Origin of the sequence: Polynucleobacter sp. MG-Unter2-18 (assembly GCF_018687675.1) — a bacterium.
GTDB lineage: Bacteria > Pseudomonadota > Gammaproteobacteria > Burkholderiales > Burkholderiaceae > Polynucleobacter.
The window spans coordinates 659,718-681,660 of record NZ_CP061302.1 but is presented as its reverse complement, the minus strand read 5'-3'; the positions used below and the strand labels follow the sequence as shown (position 1 = coordinate 681,660).

Genomic DNA, 21,943 nt, shown 5'->3' with positions numbered 1-21,943 from the left:
AGGGCTGAACTTACTTAAATAACAATGCGACAACACCAAATATGATGAAAAAAATATACGCACTCACCGTCTTTTCTGCGCTCTCTTTATTACCCTTCTCCAGCAGCTTTGCTGAGTGGAAAGAGTTAGGATCCAATGCGGTGATGGTGGTGTATGTCGATCTGGATACGGTCAGCGCATCAGGTGAAAAAGCGCAAATTATGTCTATGCTCGACTTTAAAAAACCAGGCGTTAATCCAAAAACCAAACAACCCGTTAGCTCAATCATCGGCATCAATGAGTACAACTGCCCGGCTATCAGCTACCGCCCAATCGAATATAAAGAGTTTGCTGGCAATAAAGGTAGTGGCAAGGTGGTTTCAGATAACAAAACTCCCGATAGTGAATTTGAGCCTGTTGTGAATGAGTCCTGGACAGCTGGAGTTTTCAACGTTGTCTGTCAACGTAATTAAACATCTCATTTTCATTACACTTCAAAGCAGGCCAAGCCTATCGGGATGGTTTGCTTTTGGATACATAGTTCTCTGTCTCAATTTGGGCGGTTGTGCGGCGCCATTAATGGCCTTGGGGGGATCTGCTACTACAGCTGCAAGCTCTGCAGGTTCAGTAGTGGTATCAGCAGCAGTGGCCAACCCTTCGACTGCAGTAAGCGCAGTCTCCACTGTAACTACTGGTAAATCCCCTTTAGAACACGCTGCCTCTGCAGCAACAAAACAAGATTGCAACTTTTTAAATGCCTTGGGACCAAAGCCGATTTGCTCTGATATACCCATTCCTAAAATCAAAGATATGAGCGAGCCCTACCCAGGTCCAGCAGATAACCTGACTACCTCCAAATAAGCAGTCTAAAATTACGTCCTACAAGTAATTTCTCCTCTTTTAAGCCATGACTACAGAAAATTATTACCTCACACTCACCTGCCCAAATCGACCAGGCATTGTTGCTGCCGTTTCAACCTACATCTTTGAATTAGGTGGTGATATTGAGGAAGCTCAGCAATTTGATGACAAGGCCTCGAAACGCTTTTTCATGCGCGTGAGCTTTAGCTGCGGCGCTGATAGCCAATCTCTGAAGGCTGGCTTTATAGAAATTGCTAAACGCTTTGACCTCACTTGGGACTTGCGCGCCGTAAAAGATTTAAAGCGAGTGCTGATCATGGCATCCAAGCTAGATCATTGCTTAGTAGATCTTCTCTATCGTTGGCGCATCGGTGAGCTGCCAATGATTATCAGCGGAATTGTTTCTAATCATCCGCGTGGGGTTTACTCCAGTATTGATTTTGCGGATATTCCGTTTTATCACTTACCGGTTACGCCAGAGACAAAGTCAACCCAAGAAGCGAAGCTTCTAGAAATCGTGGCTGATTCCAAGGTGGATATGGTTATTTTGGCGCGCTACATGCAAATTTTGTCGGATGATTTATCCACGAAATTATCTGGACGTTGCATTAACGTTCACCACTCCTTCTTGCCAAGCTTTAAAGGTGCCAAGCCTTATCATCAAGCCCATGCTCGTGGCATCAAGTTGATTGGCGCTACCGCGCACTTTGTTACTAGCGATTTAGATGAAGGTCCAATCATTGAGCAAGATGTCACTCGCGTTACCCATGGCGATACGCCTGAAGACTTGGTTCGCAAGGGTCGAGATCTAGAGCGTACCGTACTCTCACGCGCCTTACGTTACTACTTGCATGACCGTGTTTTGATTAATGGTGCGACTTCAGTCGTCTTCTCAGACTAAGTAGCACTTAAGGCCGGACCCCTGGAGTTTCCAGGGGCATGCCTCTGGCTCGCCATATCAGAAATAGCTCTAACTGAGCCATCTCTTGCGAGCCATACTCAAACTGCTGAGCGCGTACCCCACTCATACAATTACGTAAACGTCTTTGTAAAGATCCCATGGTCTGCCATTCAATTCGGTAAATTGGGTAGGCAGTTGGGTGACCCTGAGGAATCAGACTTCCGCCTAATTTCAAGCCAGCTCGATCTTGATGACATTGGGCGCAAGATAAATTGAGTTGACCCATTCTTTCATTAAAGAATTGACGGCCTTGCTGTAAATCTTTTTTGTTCTGAGATGTTTCTTGAACGGCGATTGGCAAGCCCTTGGATTGGGTTGCGACAAATGCTGTTAAAGCTAAGAGTTCTTTGCTCTCATAAGCGAGTACCGGAGCTTCTTGCCGTACGGTACGACATTGATTAATTTGACCCTCCAAGGTCTGCAACTTTCCTTTCTGCATCTTCGGAAACTGTGTTGCTACACCAGTCATCTTTTGCCCACTATCTCCGTGGCAAGATGCACAAGATACATTCTTTATTCCGGCCTTTTCTTTCCAGAGACTGTGACCGTCCATTACCCAAAATACAGCGGGGTTGAGATTGGAATCATCTTGCATTGCCCGATTCTCTGGCGTCATTAAGTAGTAACTGGATTGCCGAGTATCTTTTGGAGCTTCAAGTGCTTGACTAGAATCAACCCCAATCAGGATGACTAATAACGGTAATACACGAAGACAAAAAACGAACAGATTCACGAAACAGTAATTTGTGCTTGATTGACTGCTTCATAGCCGCCGTCTCCTACCCACTTGAATACAAGCGTACCGGAAGCAACTGCCACGGTAGTAAAAATGACGAGGGGGTTAGCACCGGTACCTGGATAAAAATCCGCTCTGAATACTTCCTCGCCGTTATATTGACAAGTAAAGAGTTGAATAATGTCACGTGGGATTCGCTTACCGTCTTCAGTGTATCGATAGCCCGTCTCCATATCATGCTGGGCGATTGCCCGAATTTCAATCAGGGCTCCTTTTTTTGCCTGAGCTGGCATCGTAATGCCCGTGCGGGAGGTCTTGCTCATATCATCTCCGTGCAGGCTGAAAGAGTCACTAAGGTATCGGCATACCCTCGGAAAAAGCTACCGTCACTCATTTGTGCGATAGCCCATACTCGCTGTGAGTCTGCCAATCTCACACGAGTCGTTAACTCAGCGCGGCCAGAGCGAGGTGTGAAATAAGCAGTAAACATATTAGGAGAAGGATTAGCCTCAGAGATTACATGCACTGCCTTAACGTAATCATTTGCAGTCATCGGACTATCTATGGACAGTTTGAGAACTACCAGATTGCCACTTTCGACCAAAGGCGGAATCACCAGGTTCACTCGGGCGTCACGAACGGTATTCGAACCAATAATTTTGGCGATCGCCTCCATAGCCTCTGGCTTTTTAGCCATGGTCAAACTCGGAGTAATCCAACTCGATAGACCTAAAAGACCTAACGCAGACAAGTACCTACGCCGACTCGGTTTGATGGGGTTTGAACTCAGATTAATCTCAGTCATATTGATTTCGTAATTTCAGTTAGTTATTGAAGGCTTACTAAAAAGGCTACAACATCTTCTATCTCTTGGCCAGTAAGAATAGTCTGATCGATAAACTTGGGAGCCACACGACTCAGACCTGTAGTGCGATAGTAGGCTGGCATGATGCTTTCTGGGTTCAGGCGCCCTGGATCAACTAATCGAGCCCGTAATTGAGCTGGAGTGGATTGACCCACGCTAGCAATCAAATCTGGCGCTAAATTACCCTGGAAGCGCTCTTCCGGAAATGGACCACTATGGCACAGCAAACATAAACCAACTTGACGATTGGCCACAATCGCGCGCCCCTTAACAGCATCACCTGAAGAAGAAGTGAGGGGATTCACAATCGAATCCCCTACCCAGGTTTGAGAATGGGCTAAGCAAGGCAGGAAAAGAGTCGAGGTCCCTAGCAGTAAAACTACTAGCGTTCGTCTCATTCCTGCTTGCCCATCACCATTACACCAACTTAATACCGCTGTTTTTCAATGGGACTGTACGCAAGCGCTTGCCTGTCGCACGGTAGATTGCATTGAGAACAGCAGGCGCTGCAACTGCAATAGTTGGCTCACCAACACCACCCCAGTCTTTGCCGCCACCTTGGATGATGATCGTCTCTACCTTAGGCATCTGAGACAGGCGAATGGAATTAAAGGTATCAAAGTTCTTCTGCACAACTGCACCCTTCTCGATCGTAATTTCTTCTTCGAAGAGAGCGGATAGACCATATACAAATGAACCGGAAACCTGACGCTCTACTTGGGCTGGATTAACAACATAGCCAGGATCAGTTGCAGCCACAATGCGATGAATTTTCACCTCATTGCCATTGGTCACAGATAACTCGCAAGCGGCAGCAACGTAACTTCCGAATGAGCGCATTTGGGCAACGCCGCGGAATACGCCTGGCTTAGCAGGCTTAGTCCAACCAATGCCGTCAGCAACCGCATTTAATACCGCTACTGCACGCGGGAACTTTTCCATGTGCTTGCGACGGAACTCGACTGCATCCACACCAGTAGCTTCGGCCATCTCATCCATAAAAGTTTCTAGGAAGATTGCATTTTGATTGACGTTTACGCCGCGCCAAAAACCTGGTGGCACATGTGTATTACGCATTGCATGGTCAATCATCAAATTCGGGAAGCTATAAGTAATGCCGTGCTCACCCGCAGCATCTAAGCCTTGGAACACCACTGGATCTTTACCCTTGTTGGCAGCAACTACCGCTGGACGCACGGCAGCCAAAATAGATTGACTGGAGATACGCATATCCAAACCAGTGATATTTTTCTTATCATCAATGGCGGCTGTCATCTTACACATCGTTACCGGGTGGTAACGGCCTTGGGTCATATCCTCTTCTCGAGTCCAAATCAATTTGATTGGAGTGCCTGGCATTTGCTTGGCGATATTGACGGCCTGAGTTGTGTAATCCTGGAAGGCGCCACGACGACCAAAGCCACCGCCAAGGTTTACCTTGTAGACATTACATTTTTCAGCAGGCAAGCCTGAAGCGGCAATCACTGCGGCCAAAGAAGCTTCACCATCCTGAGTTGGAACCCAAGCTTCGCAAGAATCTGTCGTCCATTTTGCAGTTGCAGTTTGTGGCTCCAGAGTTGCGTGGTTCAAGAATGGATAGAAGTACGTTGCCTCGATCGTTTTAGATGCTTTGGAGATTGCCTCTTTAGCATCACCATTCGAATTACCGACAAAAGTCTCATTAGCAGTTAAGCCACCTTCAAGCATCTTCTTAATAGAAGCACTAGAGACATCGCCATTGCTACCGTTATCCCAAGTAATTTTGACTGCATCTAAGCCAGTCTTGGCCTGCCAGAAAGTATCGGCAATGACTGCTACAGCAGAATCACCCACCTGAATCACCTTCTTTACCCCCTTCATACTGGAAGCTTTGCTAGCGTCATAGCTCTTCACTTTGCCACCAAAGACTGGAGACTCATGAATGGTTGCTACCAACATGCCGGGTAACTTTAAGTCAATTGCATAGATCTGCTTACCGTTTACCTTGTCAGCAGTGCCATCAATACGATTTACTGACTTACCAATAACTTTCCACTCTTTAGGATCTTTTAAAGGAACTTCTTTAGGCACTTCTAACTGAGAAGCAGCTACAGATACTTTGCCGAAGGTTGTTTTACGGCCCGATGGTGTATGCGTAATCACGCTGTCTTTAGCAACGCACTCTGCTGCAGGTACATTCCACTGATTAGCCGCAGCCTGAACCAGCATGATGCGAGCCGCTGCACCACCTTTACGAACATATTGCTCAGAAGTACGAATACCACGGCTTCCACCAGTGGAGTAACTACCCCATACTTTATTGCGCTTGAGGTTTTCGCCGGGCGACGGATACTCATAAGTAACTTTTTTCCAGTCGCACTGTAATTCTTCTGCAACCATCTGGGCTAAGCCAGTGATAGTTCCTTGACCCATCTCAGAGCGCACGATGCGGACTACGATGTCGTCATTTGGTTTTACTACTACCCAAACGCCAATCTCTGGAGTTGCAAGCGGAGTCATGGCTGTTGTGCTAGTACCCATGGCGGCATGAGCCGAAGACATTAATGAGAAATCAAAGCCGATTGCTAAACCCGTAGCAATCGCGCTAGAGCCAATAATAAAGTGGCGACGTGAAGTATTGGTTGTGTTTGTATTGATTATTTTAGTCATGATTGCTCCTTATGCCTTGCTCACAGCATGAATAGCATCACGCACTTGTTGGAAGGTTCCACAGCGGCAAATATTAGTTACCGCAGCATCAATCTGAGCATCAGTTGGTTTTGGAGTGTTACGCAATAAGGCGGTAGTGGCCATCACCATGCCTGACTGGCAATAACCGCATTGTGGTACCTGGTTATCAACCCATGCTTTTTGCACTTTAGAGAGCTGACCATTTTTTTCTAAGCCCTCTATAGTTTCAATCTTTTTGCCAACAGCCGCACTCACTGGAATTGCACAGCTCCGAATTGCCTGACCGTCAAATAAAACAGTACATGCGCCGCACTGACCCACACCGCAACCATATTTAGTACCCGTTAATCCAACATGATCACGGATCGCCCACAACAAAGGGGTTTCTGGATCAACATCCACCTTGTACTTTTTACCGTTGACGTTTAAGTCAGCCATGCGTGCTCTCCTTAATTGATTTATTTTGAAGTCTTACTGATTACCAAAGACCCTGCTTTTGATATGTTTATATTAACCAAGAAATTATTTATTGCTATGCAACATATATTGCAGAGCAGTAAGATCAAGCCATGATCTCCGGTCTAGTCCAAATCCTGCTCTTTCAAAGCCTCGGTGAGCTTGTATCTAAGTTTGTCCTGCCCACCCTTCCAGGCCCCGTCATTGGCTTGGTATTACTGATTATTTGGCTAGTATTGCGCAAAGGAATTAACAGTGAGCTTGCATTGGTGGCGGACGGCTTTAGCCAATACCTTGGCCTCTTATTTGTTCCGGCAGCCGTTGGGGTGGTGTTATTTTTACCCCAACTGCAGGCTAATGCCCTCGCAATCATCAGCGCCTTGGTCGGTAGTGTGATCCTCACCATTGCCACTAGCGCACTGGTTGTCCGCTTTTTGAGCGCAAAGCCAAAAGAGACGGGGCAATGAACGAAAAGCATTCAATTGTGGAGATTTGGGTTTACCTCTCGGGCAGCCCTTTATTTGCCCTCTTCATTACTTTGGCTGCCTATCAAATTGGCCTCTCGATTTATAAGGCTACAAAACAGAATCCCTTAGCTAACCCAGTAGCAATTGCGATCATTTTGGTGGCCAGCATCATTCAATTTGTTGAAATGCCCTATTCCACCTACTTTGAAGGTGCGCAATTTATTCACTTCTTATTAGGCTCGGCAACCGTCTCTTTAGCCATACCGATCTATAGAGGCTTAAGTAGCTTAAAGGGTCGATCCCTTCCCTTGCTGGCATCTTTAATTGCGGGTGGCTTGGTATCCATTATTGGCGCTGTCAACATTGCCAAGTTATTAGGGGCTGACTCCAGCATTACGGGCGCCATGTACCCCAAATCAGTTACTGCACCCATTGCCATGGGTATCGCTGAGCGTATCGGCGTATCTCCAACCTTAACCGCGATCTTTGCCGTGACTACCGGAATCCTCGGAGCAATTCTGGCGCCCTTTATTCTGAATGCACTGGGCATGAAAGCGTGGTGGCAGCGTGGTTTTGCCATTGGCATTGGCGCCCATGGCATTGGCACCTCGCGTGCATTTAGCATTCATCCAGAGGCAGGAACTTATGCCAGTCTAGCTATGGGAATGAATGGGGTGATTAGCGCGGTAGCTATCCCCATTCTGTATCACTTATTCAACTAAGGTCCCGCTGACTGCCATTCAGTATTAATCGATTTTCATCGCATCATCAATCGCATCACTGAGAACGCTCACTAAGAACTCCACTTCGGCTGGCGTTGATATGAATGGGGGGCCAACGGCAATCGTGTCGTTTGTAATACGCACTAAGGCACCCCTTTCAATACAGGCCTCTAAAGTCTTCATGGCTCGTAATCCTGGCTTACCAGCAATCGGAACTATATCAACCGCACCAGAAAGGCCAAAGTTACGAATATCAAGTAAGCCTGTTTTTCCTTTGAGAGCATGTAAGGAATTTTCTAAGACTGGTTCAAGTGCTTTTGCGCGATTGACTAGATCATCGGATTCAAAAATATCTAGTACGGCATGAGCAGCTGCCGTGGGAATGGGATGGCCAGAGTAAGTGTAGCCATGGAAGAATTCAATCGCTTGTTCTTGACCACCCTGGCCCATGACCGCATCATAAATATCACCGCGCACCAATACACCACCCATCGGAATCACACCATTGGTAATGGCTTTTGCAAAGGTGATCATATCTGGCGTCACACCAAATCGATCTGCACCAAAGTTCGCTCCTAAGCGCCCGAAGCCCGTAATGACCTCATCAAAGATCAGCAAGATGCCATGCTTTGTACAAATATCCCGAATCTTCTGCAAATAGCCTTGTGGGGGCACCAGCACCCCTGTCGATCCTTGTACAGGCTCCAAGATCACAGCAGCGATCGTGTTGGCGTCATGCAAAGTGACGATATTTTCTAGCTCATCGGCTAAGTGTGCGCCCCACGTAGGCTGCCCTTTTGAGTAAGCCATTTGCGAGAGATTGAAAGTGTGCGGCAGATGATCTACTCCCGGCATCATCATTCCAGCGAATGCTTTGCGATTAGCCACAATGCCACCAACAGAGATGCCACCAATACCAACGCCGTGATAAGCGCGTTCACGCCCAATCATCCGAAAGCGTGATGCGTTACCAATACAGCGATGATAGGCAACCGCCATTTTGAGCGCAGTATCTACTGCTTCAGATCCAGAGTTGGTAAAAAATACTTTATCCAAACCTGTTGGCGCCATATCGACAATGCGACTGGCTAAAGTAAAGGTTGCCTCACTCGCCATCTGAAATGCGGGGCAATAGTCCATAGTTTCATACTGCTTTTGAATGGCTGCACCAATTCGTGGATCAGCATGCCCCAAAGGCGAGCACCATAAGCCCGATAATCCATCAAATAATTTTCGGCCATGGTCATCGAAGTAGTAAGCTCCCTTAGCTGACTGCATCACTTTGGGATGCTGATGAAAGTAGCGATTTGGCGTATAAGGCAGCCAGTAGGCCGACATGTCAATAGCTGAAGGAGTCTTAAGTGCTGCAGTCATAGTTATCTCAATTTAATTTTTATTATTCGCTTTACACCCTTTGGGTGGTTTCCAATACTATATTACCTACTTACTCTTACCTACTTACCCACTGGATAATTACATGAACTTCTTGAATCGTCTTTCAAAACCATTTCTCGGACTCGCAATCCTTTCAAGCTTGTTTGGACAGGTGATAGCTGCCCCAGATAAGGATTGGCCCAAAAAACCCATCGTCGCAGTTTTGTCATTCCCTGCTGGCGGCTCTACTGACGTATTTGCCCGTGCAGTTTCTGTTCCGCTGGGTGAAGCACTGGGTCAGCCCATCGTTATTGAAAATAAACCGGGTGCCGGCGGGATGATTGGTTTGGGTGCCGCTGCGAAAGCCGCTCCAGATGGCTATACGATTCACATTAGTGCGTTGACTAATCAGTCCATCTCACAGGCACTCTTTAAAAATCCTCCAGCAGATCTGACCAAGGATTTTGCGCCTGTTGCTTTGTTAGGCGCCATCCCCCACCTGATTGTGGTGAACCCCTCGGTGCCTGCAAAAAATCTACCGGAACTCATCACCTTCATCAAATCCAAGAAGGGTGACTTTAACTACGCCTCTCAAGGCAATGGTAGTCTCTCTCACCTCGAGTCTGCCCTGTTTATGCAGCGTATTGGGGCTACTGGTACACACATACCCTACAAGGGTAGCGCGTTCGCTTTGCCGGATTTAATTGCTGGCAATACTCTAATGATGTTTGATAGTGTGACTGCATCACTACCGCATATTCAAAGCGGCAAATTACGTCCAATTGCTATTGCCGCCTCGGACCGCTCACCCCTCATGCCGAATGTACCTACCTTGGCTCAAGATGGCATGAAGCAGTTTGACGTTGAAAACTTTTTTGCCGTTTACGCGCCAAAGGGAACGTCACCCGTCATTATTGCGAAGCTCGAAAGAGAAATTCGGAAGATTTTGACTAATCCTGATTTCAAGGCACGCTTAGCAACTCAAGGAATCCACCCTCAGTTTGCGAACTCTGAACAACTTGCTACGCTTACCCTGAGTGAAAAAGACAAATGGGCTAAAGCCGTTAAATCAGCAAATATTAAAATCGATTAATCAATACTGAAATTATTTCCATTCCCCTTTTAAAGAATCGATTCGATCCATGCTGATTTCCCCTCCCTTTGGTGGCGGCCGTGCACCAGTCCTTGCTAAAAATGCAGTTGCTAGCTCACAGCCATTGGCTACACAAGCGGGCATTGAAGCTTTGCAAAGCGGTGGTAATGCGGTTGATGCAGCCTTAGCTACTGCGATCACACTCACCGTAGTTGAACCCACGATGAATGGTCTTGGTGGTGATGGCTTTGCATTAATTTGGGATGGTAAAAAACTTCATGGCATGAATGCCTCTGGCCGTGCCCCAGCAGCTTGGACGCCAGAATATTTTTCTGGCAAAACGGCAATGGATTTGATTGGCTGGAATACCGTGACTGTGCCTGGGATGGTTTCAGGTTGGATTGAGTTATCTCGCAAGTTTGGCAAGCTGCCTTTTGCGCAACTCTTTAAGCGCGCTATCGACTATGCTGAAAATGGCTTTCCAGTCTCCCCAGTCATCGCTCGTCAATGGCGCGAAGCAATTCCCATTCTGAAGAATGAACCTGGTTTTAGTGAATCCTTTTTGATTGATGGCAAGGCGCCTACTGCTGGTCAACTTTGGCGCTATCCTGCCCAAGCTAATACTTTGCGCGAGATCGCTAACACTGAAGGTGAATCTTTTTATACCGGTAAATTAGCCCAAAGCATGGTCGACTTTGCTCAAAGCACAGGCGGCTGTTTCACCATGGCAGATTTTGCTGCCAATCAAACGGACTGGGTTGAGCCTTTAGCATTTGATTATGGTGATTACACCTTGCATGAGATTCCTCCGAACGGTTCAGGCATTGTGGCGCAGATGGCGCTGGGTATTTTGCAAGCGGCTAATGCAAAACAATATCCAGCTAATTCCGCAAAGCGTATTCACCTGCAAGTGGAGGCCATGCGTATTGCTTTTGCTGACGCCTATGCTCATGTCTCAGATGCCAGCACCATGAAAGTGCCAGCGAGCGCTCTATTGGATAGGGATTATTTAGCTAGCCGCGCTGCACTGATTAATCACAATCAAGCAGGCAGCTACGGCGCTGGAGATCCACACGCTGGTGGCACCGTTTATCTTTGCGCTGCTGATGAGAGCGGCATGATGATTTCTTATATTCAGTCAAACTTCAAAGGCTTTGGTTCTGGTGTAGTTGCCCCGGGTGGCATTGCCTTTCATAACCGCGGCATGAGCTTTAGTTTGGTCGATGGCCATCCGAATCAAGTGGCTTCAGGTAAGCGTCCTTTCCACACGATCATCCCCGCATTCCTCACCAAAGGCGGTCAGCCAGCAATGGCATTTGGTGTGATGGGTGGCAATATGCAGCCACAAGGACATCTTCAGTTTGTGATGCGCTTTGTCGATGAATATCTCAATCCACAGGCTTGCTCAGATGCGCCTCGCTGGAGAATTGATGATGTGGGTAATCTCACTGTTGAAGCTTCTATGCCAACAGCAGTCGTCGATGGACTTAAAGTAATGGGGCATGAAGTGACTGTCATGCCAGCGAATAGCTTAGACTTTGGTAGTGCGCAAGCGATTGCCTTATTGGGTGAAGAAACTCAGGATGCTTATATTGCCGGAAGTGATCATCGTCGGGATGGGTTGGCGGCTGGCTTTTAATTTTTCACTAAGGGGCAAAAGTTGCCTGGAGAATATCGAGGCTAGCCCCCAATGTTTTGTTACTGACGGCGCCTAATCGCTTGACTAGACGTGCCTTATCTATAGTGCGAATCTGGTCTAAAAGTACCAAACCTTTTTTACCATCATGAGTAATTGGCACGCGATAGGATGCTGACCTACCTTTTGTAGTCATTGGCGCAATAATGACGGTTCGCAAAAAGTCATGCATCTCTTGTGGAGATACAACAACGCATGGTCTAGTCTTTTTAATTTCACTACCTATGGTTGGATCTAAATTAATTAACCAAATATCTCCGCGTGAAACAATACTTTTTACCAAACCCAATCCTCATCGCCCTCATTCATAAAGTCGCCCAACACTAATCCGTCTTCACTGGCCGCGGCAATTGCTTTTGAGTCCTCAGCCCAACCTTCGCGGAGATTTTTTTTGGGTTTACTCAAGACGAGTTTGTCACCCTCAATCACCAAATCAGCCTGATCGTCAAAACCTATCTGCTCAAGAATAGCCTTAGGAATAACCACTCCACGAGAGTTACCTATTTGACGGATTTGAAGGTGCAACTGTTTTTTCATAGTAATAACAATGTTATAACTATTTTAACGCGGCGTCAAGCCGATAGAAAATCTAACTTGGTAAGCAATTCAGATAGAAACGCTTCACCTCTTGGTCACAGCTCACATCCTTGGGCTGTATAGGACGCTCAAGAGTAATGCCCTCGATAGAGGTGCAGCGACTCAAGGCGACATAAACTTGCCCTGATGCAAAAGCTCCTGAAGATAAATCTACCTTGATCTTATCGAGAGTCTTGCCCTGACTCTTATGAATAGTCACAGCCCACGCTAGCATTAGCGGGATCTGCACAAAGGTGCCAATGATGTTTGGTGAGATCTTGCCAGACATCATGTCATGGTCATAGCGATACGATTCCCACTGATGTCCTTTGACTTCGACCGTATTAGAGTAAGGGCCGTTTTGCACCATCACCTTCACAGTGTTAGGTAGTAATTCGCGAACGACACCAATAGTACCGTTCACCCAGCGCTTCGGAAAATTGCTATCAGTTGCCGTGAACATGACCTTGGCGCCAACCTTGAGAGTGAGCTGATTGGGTGATGGCAGATTGCGATCATCTACATTGAACTTACCGGTGCTATTGCCCATATAGACTTTGGCATCGGTTGTGAGCGCTCGTAATCCAGCGCCATTAATTTGGTCCGCACGGGCGTTAGTGGTGGTTAGCGTGATGGTTTGCTCATCCATTTCTTTTTTGGTTTCATAACAGACGGCATTTAAAGTGCTGAGTGCTTCATCAATGTCTTGATTGATGCGGATCTGATTAAGTAGACCGGCAAAGTGCGCGTCTTTTTGACGGAAGATCTTGGATAGCTCCACCATGGTGACATCTTTGCGATGCAACGCATTTGCGCAAAAGAAGTAAGGACCTTCGTAACCGCGCTCAGAGAGCACTTGCATATCCGTTTGAGATACCACCGGCGGCAGCTGAAACAAGTCCCCTACAAACATGACCTTTATGCCGCCGAAGGGCTCACTCTTCTGGGGTCCATTAGCACGCAGGAATAGATCAATTGCATCCACTACATCTACTCTCACCATCGAGATCTCATCAATGATGAGTAGGCGGATATCTTTATAGAGACGCTTATCTTTTAGAGGCTTGATATCTTCTTCGGGAAAGATCAAGCGCGGTGGTAAGCGAAAAAAGGAGTGAATCGTAACACCCTTCACCTGCAATGCAGCTACGCCAGTTGGTGCGACTACTACAACGTTACCGTGAATATGCTCACGCAGATAGCCAATTAAAGTGGTCTTACCAGTACCCGCTTTACCACTGACAAAAATATAAGGGTCGTGACGCTCAATGGCATCGATTACCTCCTGGTATTCAGGGGTGATTTCAATAGCGGCTGGATCGACTGCAAGATTGGTCATTCCCTATTGTTTCACGGCATCGGCCACACACCGAAATCCAATGTAAACGACTCCAATATCTGCTGGCTTAGACTCAACATCAGATTCTTTTTGTCTCTCCGGGCCATACCACCAAGAAGCACCACGAGTAATGAAGCCACCATTGCGCTCAGTAGCCGTCCACTCCCAAACATTGCCGCCCATATCTAATAGACCATTAACTCCAGGCTTAGTGGTACCCGTGGGAACATGACCAGTGCCTCGGTTTAATGCGCCTGCTGGTGCGACACCTTTGTAATCACCACAGCCACTTAAGCAATGAGAAACTGCAGGCGTACTACCACCAGGAAATGGATAACGCTCACCCTTAACAAAGCCTGAAGGTGGATTGGCTCGTTGCTCTACAAATGCCGCAGAAATCCACTCAGCCTCAGTAGGCAAACGTTTGCCAAAATAACGACAGGCAGATGCCGCTTCAGATTGATTGAGGTGCACTGCGGGCTCAGTATCTTTTGCAGGAACGCCGTAGGGGGTTTTCCAAACCCAGCCCGGCTTTTTGACAAATCCAGATTCGTAATTGAGTCCACCACCGTTTTTCTCAGCCTGACTGACAAATCCAGTAGCAGTCGCAAACGTTTTCATATCGGCAATCGTCATCTCAGTTTGATCCCAAGATACATTGCCAACTTTAACTATGGGGATGGTTGATGCAGGTGCGCTAGTAGCAGTTGAGGGTCTCAACATGAAATAGAGCGCAATGACCGATAGTAAAACACCGAATAGGATTGGAAGAATATCGAATTTTTTCATGAATAAAATCTCAAAAAGAAAAGGCTCCACGAGGGGAGCCTTAGGATAATGCAATATTCGGTGGGGCGAACGACGGGGCTCGAACCCGCGACAACCAGAATCACAATCTGGGACTCTACCAACTGAGCTACGTCCGCCACTGAAGATCTAGATTATAGCTTTTGGGCCAAAACCCTGTCAAAAAAGCCTTGGTTAACCGATTTAGGAACCATCGAACTCAAAAGCAGCCCAATCTCCCAAGGTGAGGCTGGCATCAATGAAGAAATCAACGATCGCCGCTTTACTTTGTACCTTAGCTAGAGCGTGGTGATCAGAAAGGCGCTGGCGCCAATAACGCGACCCCGCTCTGCCGTGGGCTAAGCCAAGGATATGCCTTGTAAAAGCTCCGATATAAAACGGCTTGCCTTTCAATTGGCACTCATCAAACCATGCCTGCACCTGCCTCACCAATGCAATCTGTATGCGATGCCACTCGGTCTCGCTAAAAAGATATCCAGCGGCTTCACCATTGGTCTTAATTAAATCATCCCAACCAAGCAACATCGCCGGAAAATGATATGCCGCCCTACCCACCATAAAACCATCAAAGTCATCCCAGTGACCAGCAATTTGCTCATTAGTTTCTAAGCCACCATTGAGTAAGACTTTGAGATTAGGAAATTGTTTTTGCGCATCAAGGCGCAGCTTAGCCGCAACTTCATAACGAAGAGGTGGCTTACTGCGATTCTCTTTGGGAGATAGGCCTTTGAGTACGGCATTACGAGCATGGATGGTGACTTGGCTAGCACCTGCATCCGCTACTGCAAGAATAAAGTTCAGTGCAAACTGATAATCTTTTTCAGAGCTTACTGCATCCATTGAATCCAAACCCAAGCGATGCTTTACTGTGATCGGAATATCGACAACAGCCCTCATGGCTTTGACGCAATCGGCAACCAGTTGTGGCTCAGCCATTAAACATGCACCAAATGCTCCACGTTGCACTCGCTCAGATGGACAGCCACAATTAAGATCAATCTCGTCGTAGCCCCACTGCTGAGCTAAGTCTGCGGCCTTAGCTAAATCGGAAGGCTCTGAACCACCCAACTGTAATACAACGGGATGTTGATCTTGCGAATAATCTAAATGGCGTGGCACATCCCCATGAATGAGTGCGCCTGTTGTAACCATCTCGGTATACAAAACAGCTTCTTTAGTTAGTGAGCGATGAAAAGAGCGGCAATGACGGTCAGTCCACTCCATCATTGGGGCAACAGCTAATCGTTTGGCAGGCTTTAAAGTCATGCAGATTTCAAGCTAAGGTTCTTTGACTCATGAAAAATCGTTCTTGCCCCGTTACCGGGTCTTTGAAATGAATCTCTTTTGCTAAGAGCTGTAAGGGTTTAGAAAAGTCCAAATCATACTCTTGATAAGGGGTCAGGATTGGATAGATCTGATCATGACGTATTGGAACCCCGAGGGCATTAAGGTGGCAGCGTAATTGATGCTTCTTGCCACTACCCGGAGTTAAGCGATATTTAGCCCAAGGCTTATTTACTTCAATCAACTCAATATAGGTATCTGTATTTGCCATGCCATCCACCTCTTCCATTTGTAAGAAATGTTCAGACTCTTTTATATGGCTTTCATAAGTCAGCGGTAGTTTTTTGAGAAGCTCTTCTGAATACGGTGCTATAGCTTCGTATACTTTCTTGACTTCTCGGTCTCTAAACAGATTTTGGTATTGCGCCCGCTCTTGGGGATTGATAGAAAAAATGACTAACCCTGCGGTATCGCGATCGATGCGATGAATAGGACTTAAGTCTTGAATACCTGTTTTTTTCTTTAAGCGATTAAGTAGCGTTTGATGTAGATAAAGACCACTTGGAGTCACTGGTAAAAAATGGGGTTTATCAGCAACCAAAATATGCTCATCCTGAAAGAGGATAGCTTCCTCAAAAGGAATTTCTGGTTCACGAGCTAAGCGCCTGAAATACAGTAAATGGGTATTAGGTAGGTAAGCATCTCTAGCTGCAAGTGCTCCTCCATCTTGAGTCAGCACTAGACCCTCTGCAAAACGAGACTCCCACTCATCTTGATCAATGTGCGGGAAATTGTTAATGAAGAAATCCAGTAAAGAAGCATAGCTCTGCCCAGCAGGCAAATACACCCTAGAAGAGGAGACTCCTTCAGAATTGACTTTCATTTGCACTAGATTATCCACTGCCACCAAGGTAAGCAACGCAATCTAAGTACACCCAAATGAAACCATCTAAAATGGGGCGGTAGCACCTATTAGAACTAGAATGTGAATAGACAGCATGCTTGAACTCTCTGCATTTGACCTTGGCTTATTATTTTCCCTCGCATTATTTGCGGGATTGGTCGACTCCATTATTGGTGGCGGAGGGATGATTCAGGTCCCAGCACTGTTTGCAGCCCTACCGGGCTTTCCGCCAGCCACGCTACTCTCAGTCAATAAGTTTGGCTCTATCGTAGGCACAATTGGTTCAGCTATTCAGTACAGTCGAGTTAATAAAAGCCCCTGGGGCTTGGTGATCATCTCTTCTACCTTTGCTTTTTTTGCCTCAGTTGCAGGGGCTTACCTCGTTACTCGCATACCAACAGAGTGGCTTAGAGGCGCCCTGCCATTTTTATTGCTAGCACTACTGATTTTCAATATCAAATCCAACGCGGGCCTAGTTCACGCCCCCAAACACAATCACCATAAACAAAAAGCCATCGCCTCGACTGGCGCCGGCATCATTGGTTTTTATGATGGCTTCCTCGGGCCTGGAGCTGGAGCCTTTTATAAACTCTTTTACACCCGTGTTTTGGGATTTGATTTTTTGCGTTCTGCAGCACCTGCCAAGTACCTCAATATTGCTTCCAATCTAGGTGCGCTCTGCGTATTTTTTTATCTAGGTTACTTTGACTGGAAACTCGGCTTACTTATGGCCAGCGCAAATCTGGTGGGCGGTCAAATTGGCACCAGGATTGCGATCAAGCACGGCAACTCCTTTATTCGTAAGGGCTTCTTCATTTTGGTCACTATACTCATCATCAAAACCTTCTATGACGCCTTCTTGAAGTAAATCTTTTATAAGAAATAGATGCGCTAATTAGTAGGATATTGGAAATACTTTGTGGATTTATAGGGACATAAAGAGTAAATTAAGTATATGTAGCGTTAGTTTATTTATTACAAATGAGGGTGTTATGAAAATTTTATTACCAGTTGATGGCTCAAAATCTGCGCTCAATGCAGCTAAGTATGTTGCAAAATTAACTAAGCAATTGAGCAGCAAGTGCACGGTGACATTAATTAGTGTTCATGATGATATTGGCCTTGGTCATGTGAAGCAATTTGTGGCAAATAGCGTCATTGATGATTACCTCCGTGAAGTGAGCGAGAAAGAACTCAAGGGGGCCCAAAAGGTATTAGATACGGCTGGTGTAAAACACAGTATGGTCATTAAGCGCGGTAACATTGCCAACGAAATTATTGCACTCGCTAATAAAGAAAAGTTTGATCTGATCGTCATGGGCTCAAAAGGTCGCAGTGGTATTGTTGATGCCATGATGGGCTCAGTTGCACAGAGAGTAGGCAATACTGCAAAGCAAGCTGTCTTGCTGATTAAGTAAGCATTAAAGGTTAATCACCGGATTAACTTTAATCGGCCGTCTATGTGACGGCCTTTTTTATGGATACTTAAATGAGTATTTTGCTGCTTCTATTCGCACCAGGAATATTTGCCATCTACTGGCTTATTCGTCTACAAATATGCCTATCTAGGATTCGTTACCTAGTAGATACCTATGGAATGGATCGCAAGAAACTACAAAAACTGAAATGCAAAGAAGTGAAAGTGCTCAGGGAGTCAATTGAACAACTCAGACATGCGAATGATGCATTTGGCTTGGAGAGTTTGGTAGGGCCTTACAGGGCCTAATGTACTAGCCAATTAAAGTGAGCGCTGATTTACCCGTTGAGATAACTCCTCGGCAGATTCTTTTCGCTCGCTGTAGCGATCGGTTAGGTACTCACTAATTCCACGAGTGAGTAATGTGAACTTGTAGAGCTCCTCCATCACGTCCACTACGCGATCATAGAAAGAGGAAGGCTTCATGCGCCCATCCTCCTCAAATTCTGTAAAAGCTTTGGCAACCGAAGATTGATTCGGGATAGTAACCATCCTCATCCAACGACCCAAGATGCGCATTTGATTAACAGCATTAAAAGATTGTGATCCGCCACACACCTGCATCACAGCCAAAGTTTTACCTTGGGTTGGTCTGACAGCACCATCTGCCAATGGAATCCAATCAATCTGCGTTTTTAAGAGGCCTGTCATAGCCCCATGCCGCTCTGGCGAAGTCCAAACCATGCCCTCTGCCCATAAAGCTAATTGACGTAACTCTTGGATCTTTGGATGAGTATCAGGCACGCTATCGACTAAAGGCAGTCCAGTAGGGTCAAATATTTTTACTTCTCCACCCATGGCCATTAGCAATCTAGCTGCTTCGAAAGTGAGAAGTCGGCTATAGGATCTCTCACGCAGTGAACCATAGAGCATTAAAAATCTTGGCGCATGATCACCAGATTGGATGCTCAATTTTTCAATGTCAGGGATCTGGAAAAGATCCTCAGCTAAAGCTGGGAATTGCAGTGGAGACTCGAACACTTAGGTCGGATCCTTTATAAAGAACTTTGCTTTAAACCACAGCGCTACAGTAACTAAGCCTACCATGATGGGCACCTCTACTAGAGGGCCTATCACCGCTGCAAATGCTGCTCCAGAATTGATTCCGAATACTGCAATTGCTACTGCAATAGCCAACTCAAAGTTGTTACTCGAAGCTGTAAATGAGAGCGTGCAGCAACGCTTGTAGTCGATCCCCATCTTGCCAGTGACAAAAAATGTCAGCAAAAACATGATCAGAAAGAAAATCAGCAACGGAACGGCGATGGTAAGGACATCCATCGGGAGCGTCAACATAACACCGCCCTTGAGACTAAACATCACAACGATGGTAAAGAGTAAGGCGATCAAGGTAAGCTTACCAATACGAGGCACAACATGCTCATGATAATGCGCCTTAGTCATGAACTTGAGCATCACTACCCTAGTCAATATTCCGGCGATACAGGGAATGCCCAAATAGACGAATACACTCTGCGCAATCTGACCCATGCCTATGCTGACACTGGATCCAACAAGTCCAAAGTAAGGAGGCAAGACAGTGAGAAAGAAATAGGCGTAGACACTAAAGAACAGCACCTGAAAAATAGCATTAAATGCCACTAGACCAGCAGCGTATTCAGTAGAACCTTTAGCTAGGTCGTTCCAAATAATCACCATCGCAACACAAGGTGCGATTCCAATCAAGATGAGGCCTGCCATGTACTCAGGCTGATCTGGTACAAAAGTAATCGCTAAAAAGAACATTAAAGTTGGCGCAATGATCCAGTTCATCAATAGCGAGATCAGAAAGATACGCTTATCTTTGAAAACATCAGGCAGATCTTCGTAACGCACCTTGGCAAACGGTGGATACATCATTAATATCAAACCAATGGCAATTGGGAGATTAGTGGTTCCGACTTGAAAGTAATTAATAAAGCTTTCTACATCAGGAATAAAGTAGCCCAAGGCGATGCCTAAGGCCATTGCTGCAAAGATCCAGACCGTTAAATAGCGATCCAGGAAGGAGAGTTTTTTAGTGATCGAGCTCATGCTTTGCTATGAATTTCTTTAAGACTCATAGAATCGAGCTTTTCTAACGGCATTGCAGCCAAAATATCTAAACGTCTTTTAAGGCCATTCTTCACCTCATTAAATGCCGCCTTTTTTTCTAAATCAGTACCTTGCACTTGGGATGGATCAGGGAATCCCCAATGCGCTGTCGCAGGCTGACCTGGCCAAAATGGACACACTTCACCAGCAGCGTTATCGCAAACCGTCACAATAAAATCCATCTTTGGCGAGTCTACTAAACCAAACTCATCCCAACTCTTCGATCTCAAAAGAGTACGGTCCATGCCCAACTCTTCTGCAATCTCAGCAGCAATAGGATTCACGCTTGTACCCGGGGTGGAACCCGCTGAATACCCGATAAATTTTCCACTTGGGTGTGTAGATGCTAAAGCCTCACCCAGTACTGAACGAGCAGAGTTGTGAGTGCATAAGAAAAGGATGTTGTACTGTTTCATTTGGCTTTTACCTTTTTGACGGTTTTTGTGGTTTTACAGGGCTTACCGCCACAGCAGTTAGCCAACAGGAATTGACTGAGATCTTCAACCATTCCCGGGTTAGGTCTATAGATCAAATTGCGACCTTGGCGCTCGACAGTAATGAGATTCGCTTGATAGAGTTCTTTTAAATGGAAACTTAATGTTGCATTGGGGATACCCAACATTTCATGGATTTGCGAGGGTAATAAACCCTGATCGCCCTTTTGAACAATCAGGCGATAGACGTTTAATCGGGATTCTTGCCCTAGGGCAATGAATGCCACAATAGCTTCGGTATTTTTCATAATTCGATAATAATCGAACTATATTACAAATAGATGACTAGGGAGCAGTAAAGCCATACCTACTCATGATTTGCCGTGACTTAGGCTCTTGTAAGTATTGATAAAAATCTTTAGCGCTAGATGAGTTATTTTTGATCAAGGCCATCTTTTGCCTTAAGGGCTTATGCAAGTGATCCGGTATTAAGACATAAGTAGATTGAACTTGTACTTGAGGTGATATCGCTAAGGATAGAGCTGCAATTGCAAAATCTGCTGAGCCGGTTAAGGCAAACATGGTTGCTTGAGAAATGTTTTCCCCAAACACCAGCTTAGGCTGAGCTAAATCCCAAACTCCAATGGTAGTGAGATATTCTTTTGCAGCCCTGCCGTAAGGAGCGTGCTCTGGGTTGGCTATAGCAATTTTCTTTGCTTGTGTCATCGCTTTAATCAAACCATCTTTATCTGTGCCAAGTTTGATTGAACCCCCCTTTTTCTGCAAGAGAGCTATTCTGCCGATAGCGTAAAGACTTCCCTGGTCTATCGTTAAGCCATTTTTATACAAGTCATCGATATACGCTTCATCTGCAGACATCAGCAAGCCAAAGGGGGCTCCGTTTTTGACTTGCTGCCAGAGCACTCCAGATGAACCAAATACCAGCCTCACCTCTTGCCCCTTATCGACCTTATAGTTAGCGGCAATTTCTTCCAGAGCAAACTTGAGATCTGAGGCTGCAGCTACTGTTGGCGCTGTTTGAGCTAAAGATGCGGAGACATACAAAGCCAAAAAAGTCAGAAGAACATATTTGATCGGATTCATTTAGCTGATATCTCTATACCTATAGTTTGGTGCATTCCATTATT

Annotated in this window: 28 protein-coding genes and 1 tRNA gene; 9 read left to right on the top strand and 20 right to left on the bottom strand. The window is 46.0% G+C overall.

The features are described 5' to 3' along the window. Positions 1-41 precede the first annotated feature (41 nt). Positions 42-452 carry a surface-adhesin E family protein gene (locus C2759_RS03605; protein WP_215356311.1) on the top strand — a complete coding sequence of 137 codons (411 nt, stop codon included), beginning with the start codon at positions 42-44 and terminating at the stop codon, positions 450-452. A gap of 21 nt (positions 453-473) precedes the next feature. Here the strand turns inward: C2759_RS03605 and C2759_RS03600 are convergent, their stop codons facing one another. Continuing rightward, on the bottom strand, positions 474-773 hold the full coding sequence (locus C2759_RS03600) for a hypothetical protein (protein ID WP_215356310.1): 300 nt from the start codon (positions 771-773) through the stop codon (positions 474-476). Positions 774-886: 113 nt separating this feature from the next. Between C2759_RS03600 and purU the strand changes: the two genes are divergently transcribed. Beyond that, positions 887-1,741 carry a formyltetrahydrofolate deformylase gene (purU, locus tag C2759_RS03595; protein ID WP_215356309.1) on the top strand — a complete coding sequence of 285 codons (855 nt, stop codon included), beginning with the start codon at positions 887-889 and terminating at the stop codon, positions 1,739-1,741. Positions 1,742-1,748: 7 nt separating this feature from the next. Here purU and soxA read toward each other — a convergent pair whose 3' ends face one another. Genes soxA through C2759_RS03565 form a run of 6 tightly spaced genes read right to left on the bottom strand, consistent with a single transcriptional unit; the run spans position 1,749 to position 6,510 of the window. Further along, positions 1,749-2,534 (bottom strand): sulfur oxidation c-type cytochrome SoxA, encoded by a 786-nt coding sequence (gene soxA, locus C2759_RS03590; protein ID WP_251367016.1) that lies wholly within the window; start codon positions 2,532-2,534, stop codon positions 1,749-1,751. Then, positions 2,531-2,860: a thiosulfate oxidation carrier complex protein SoxZ gene (locus tag C2759_RS03585; RefSeq protein ID WP_215356308.1), complete on the bottom strand. Its 330-nt coding sequence runs from the start codon at positions 2,858-2,860 to the stop codon at positions 2,531-2,533. Before C2759_RS03585 ends, soxA begins: the two co-directional genes overlap by 4 nt. Further along, a complete protein-coding gene (locus C2759_RS03580) occupies positions 2,857-3,342 on the bottom strand; it encodes a SoxY-related AACIE arm protein (protein ID WP_215356307.1) in 486 nt (161 codons plus the stop codon). The genes C2759_RS03585 and C2759_RS03580 overlap by 4 nt, the downstream gene beginning before the upstream one ends. Positions 3,343-3,365: 23 nt before the next feature. Beyond that, positions 3,366-3,800, bottom strand: a complete 435-nt coding sequence (soxX, locus tag C2759_RS03575) for a sulfur oxidation c-type cytochrome SoxX (RefSeq protein ID WP_215356306.1) — start codon at positions 3,798-3,800, stop codon at positions 3,366-3,368. A 19-nt stretch (positions 3,801-3,819) separates the two neighbouring features. Then, positions 3,820-6,051 carry a molybdopterin cofactor-binding domain-containing protein gene (locus tag C2759_RS03570; protein WP_215356305.1) on the bottom strand — a complete coding sequence of 744 codons (2,232 nt, stop codon included), beginning with the start codon at positions 6,049-6,051 and terminating at the stop codon, positions 3,820-3,822. 9 nt (positions 6,052-6,060) lie between these two features. After that, the gene (locus tag C2759_RS03565) at positions 6,061-6,510 is read right to left on the bottom strand and encodes a (2Fe-2S)-binding protein (protein WP_215356304.1); all 450 of its coding nucleotides are present in this window, start codon (positions 6,508-6,510) and stop codon (positions 6,061-6,063) included. 131 nt (positions 6,511-6,641) lie between these two features. Here C2759_RS03565 and C2759_RS03560 point away from each other — a divergent pair, with 131 nt between their 5' ends. Together C2759_RS03560 and C2759_RS03555 are read left to right on the top strand one after the other, a co-directional pair. Further along, the gene (locus C2759_RS03560) at positions 6,642-6,995 is read left to right on the top strand and encodes a CidA/LrgA family protein (RefSeq protein WP_215356303.1); all 354 of its coding nucleotides are present in this window, start codon (positions 6,642-6,644) and stop codon (positions 6,993-6,995) included. Further along, positions 6,992-7,717: an LrgB family protein gene (locus C2759_RS03555; RefSeq protein ID WP_215356302.1), complete on the top strand. Its 726-nt coding sequence runs from the start codon at positions 6,992-6,994 to the stop codon at positions 7,715-7,717. The genes C2759_RS03560 and C2759_RS03555 overlap by 4 nt, the downstream gene beginning before the upstream one ends. A 24-nt stretch (positions 7,718-7,741) precedes the next feature. Here C2759_RS03555 and C2759_RS03550 read toward each other — a convergent pair whose 3' ends face one another. After that, positions 7,742-9,091: an aminotransferase class III-fold pyridoxal phosphate-dependent enzyme gene (locus tag C2759_RS03550; protein ID WP_215356301.1), complete on the bottom strand. Its 1,350-nt coding sequence runs from the start codon at positions 9,089-9,091 to the stop codon at positions 7,742-7,744. Positions 9,092-9,194: 103 nt separating this feature from the next. On the opposite strand from C2759_RS03550, the gene C2759_RS03545 reads away from it, so the two are divergent. Together C2759_RS03545 and C2759_RS03540 are read left to right on the top strand one after the other, a co-directional pair. After that, the gene (locus C2759_RS03545) at positions 9,195-10,184 is read left to right on the top strand and encodes a tripartite tricarboxylate transporter substrate binding protein (protein ID WP_215356300.1); all 990 of its coding nucleotides are present in this window, start codon (positions 9,195-9,197) and stop codon (positions 10,182-10,184) included. A 49-nt stretch (positions 10,185-10,233) separates the two neighbouring features. Continuing rightward, positions 10,234-11,823 (top strand): gamma-glutamyltransferase family protein, encoded by a 1,590-nt coding sequence (locus C2759_RS03540; protein ID WP_215356299.1) that lies wholly within the window; start codon positions 10,234-10,236, stop codon positions 11,821-11,823. Between the two features lie 7 nt (positions 11,824-11,830). Here the strand turns inward: C2759_RS03540 and C2759_RS03535 are convergent, their stop codons facing one another. From C2759_RS03535 to C2759_RS03505, 7 genes are all read right to left on the bottom strand, one after another. Continuing rightward, a complete protein-coding gene (locus C2759_RS03535; protein WP_215356627.1) occupies positions 11,831-12,151 on the bottom strand; it encodes a type II toxin-antitoxin system PemK/MazF family toxin in 321 nt (106 codons plus the stop codon). A gap of 5 nt (positions 12,152-12,156) precedes the next feature. Beyond that, positions 12,157-12,417: an AbrB/MazE/SpoVT family DNA-binding domain-containing protein gene (locus tag C2759_RS03530; protein WP_251367015.1), complete on the bottom strand. Its 261-nt coding sequence runs from the start codon at positions 12,415-12,417 to the stop codon at positions 12,157-12,159. Between the two features lie 52 nt (positions 12,418-12,469). Then, positions 12,470-13,795 (bottom strand): ATP-dependent RecD-like DNA helicase, encoded by a 1,326-nt coding sequence (locus C2759_RS10625; RefSeq protein WP_215356298.1) that lies wholly within the window; start codon positions 13,793-13,795, stop codon positions 12,470-12,472. A 3-nt stretch (positions 13,796-13,798) separates the two neighbouring features. Then, positions 13,799-14,584 carry a formylglycine-generating enzyme family protein gene (locus tag C2759_RS03520; protein WP_215356297.1) on the bottom strand — a complete coding sequence of 262 codons (786 nt, stop codon included), beginning with the start codon at positions 14,582-14,584 and terminating at the stop codon, positions 13,799-13,801. A 61-nt stretch (positions 14,585-14,645) separates the two neighbouring features. Beyond that, a tRNA-His gene (locus tag C2759_RS03515) sits at positions 14,646-14,721 on the bottom strand. A 64-nt stretch (positions 14,722-14,785) separates the two neighbouring features. Continuing rightward, positions 14,786-15,868: a tRNA dihydrouridine(20/20a) synthase DusA gene (gene dusA, locus C2759_RS03510; protein ID WP_215356296.1), complete on the bottom strand. Its 1,083-nt coding sequence runs from the start codon at positions 15,866-15,868 to the stop codon at positions 14,786-14,788. 7 nt (positions 15,869-15,875) lie between these two features. After that, on the bottom strand, positions 15,876-16,769 hold the full coding sequence (locus C2759_RS03505; RefSeq protein ID WP_215356295.1) for a pseudouridine synthase: 894 nt from the start codon (positions 16,767-16,769) through the stop codon (positions 15,876-15,878). 115 nt (positions 16,770-16,884) lie between these two features. On the opposite strand from C2759_RS03505, the gene C2759_RS03500 reads away from it, so the two are divergent. The 3 genes from C2759_RS03500 (at position 16,885) to C2759_RS03490 (ending at position 18,516) form a co-directional block, all read left to right on the top strand. Next, positions 16,885-17,658, top strand: a complete 774-nt coding sequence (locus tag C2759_RS03500) for a TSUP family transporter (protein ID WP_215356294.1) — start codon at positions 16,885-16,887, stop codon at positions 17,656-17,658. Positions 17,659-17,782: 124 nt separating this feature from the next. Next, complete coding sequence (locus C2759_RS03495; RefSeq protein WP_215356293.1) at positions 17,783-18,208, top strand: universal stress protein; 426 nt, start codon at positions 17,783-17,785, stop codon at positions 18,206-18,208. Between the two features lie 71 nt (positions 18,209-18,279). After that, positions 18,280-18,516 carry a hypothetical protein gene (locus tag C2759_RS03490; RefSeq protein WP_215356292.1) on the top strand — a complete coding sequence of 79 codons (237 nt, stop codon included), beginning with the start codon at positions 18,280-18,282 and terminating at the stop codon, positions 18,514-18,516. Positions 18,517-18,528: 12 nt separating this feature from the next. Here C2759_RS03490 and arsH read toward each other — a convergent pair whose 3' ends face one another. From arsH to modA, 5 genes are read right to left on the bottom strand one after another with little or no spacing between them, the layout of a single operon-like run. Further along, positions 18,529-19,248: an arsenical resistance protein ArsH gene (arsH, locus tag C2759_RS03485; RefSeq protein ID WP_256441205.1), complete on the bottom strand. Its 720-nt coding sequence runs from the start codon at positions 19,246-19,248 to the stop codon at positions 18,529-18,531. Continuing rightward, positions 19,249-20,301 (bottom strand): ACR3 family arsenite efflux transporter, encoded by a 1,053-nt coding sequence (gene arsB / locus C2759_RS03480; protein WP_215356291.1) that lies wholly within the window; start codon positions 20,299-20,301, stop codon positions 19,249-19,251. After that, positions 20,298-20,777, bottom strand: coding sequence for an arsenate reductase ArsC (locus tag C2759_RS03475; RefSeq protein ID WP_215356290.1), 480 nt, complete (start codon positions 20,775-20,777; stop codon positions 20,298-20,300). Before C2759_RS03475 ends, arsB begins: the two co-directional genes overlap by 4 nt. Continuing rightward, positions 20,774-21,103 carry a helix-turn-helix transcriptional regulator gene (locus tag C2759_RS03470; RefSeq protein ID WP_215356289.1) on the bottom strand — a complete coding sequence of 110 codons (330 nt, stop codon included), beginning with the start codon at positions 21,101-21,103 and terminating at the stop codon, positions 20,774-20,776. Before C2759_RS03470 ends, C2759_RS03475 begins: the two co-directional genes overlap by 4 nt. A gap of 37 nt (positions 21,104-21,140) precedes the next feature. Then, positions 21,141-21,899 (bottom strand): molybdate ABC transporter substrate-binding protein, encoded by a 759-nt coding sequence (gene modA, locus C2759_RS03465; RefSeq protein ID WP_215356288.1) that lies wholly within the window; start codon positions 21,897-21,899, stop codon positions 21,141-21,143. Positions 21,900-21,943: the final 44 nt, after the last annotated feature.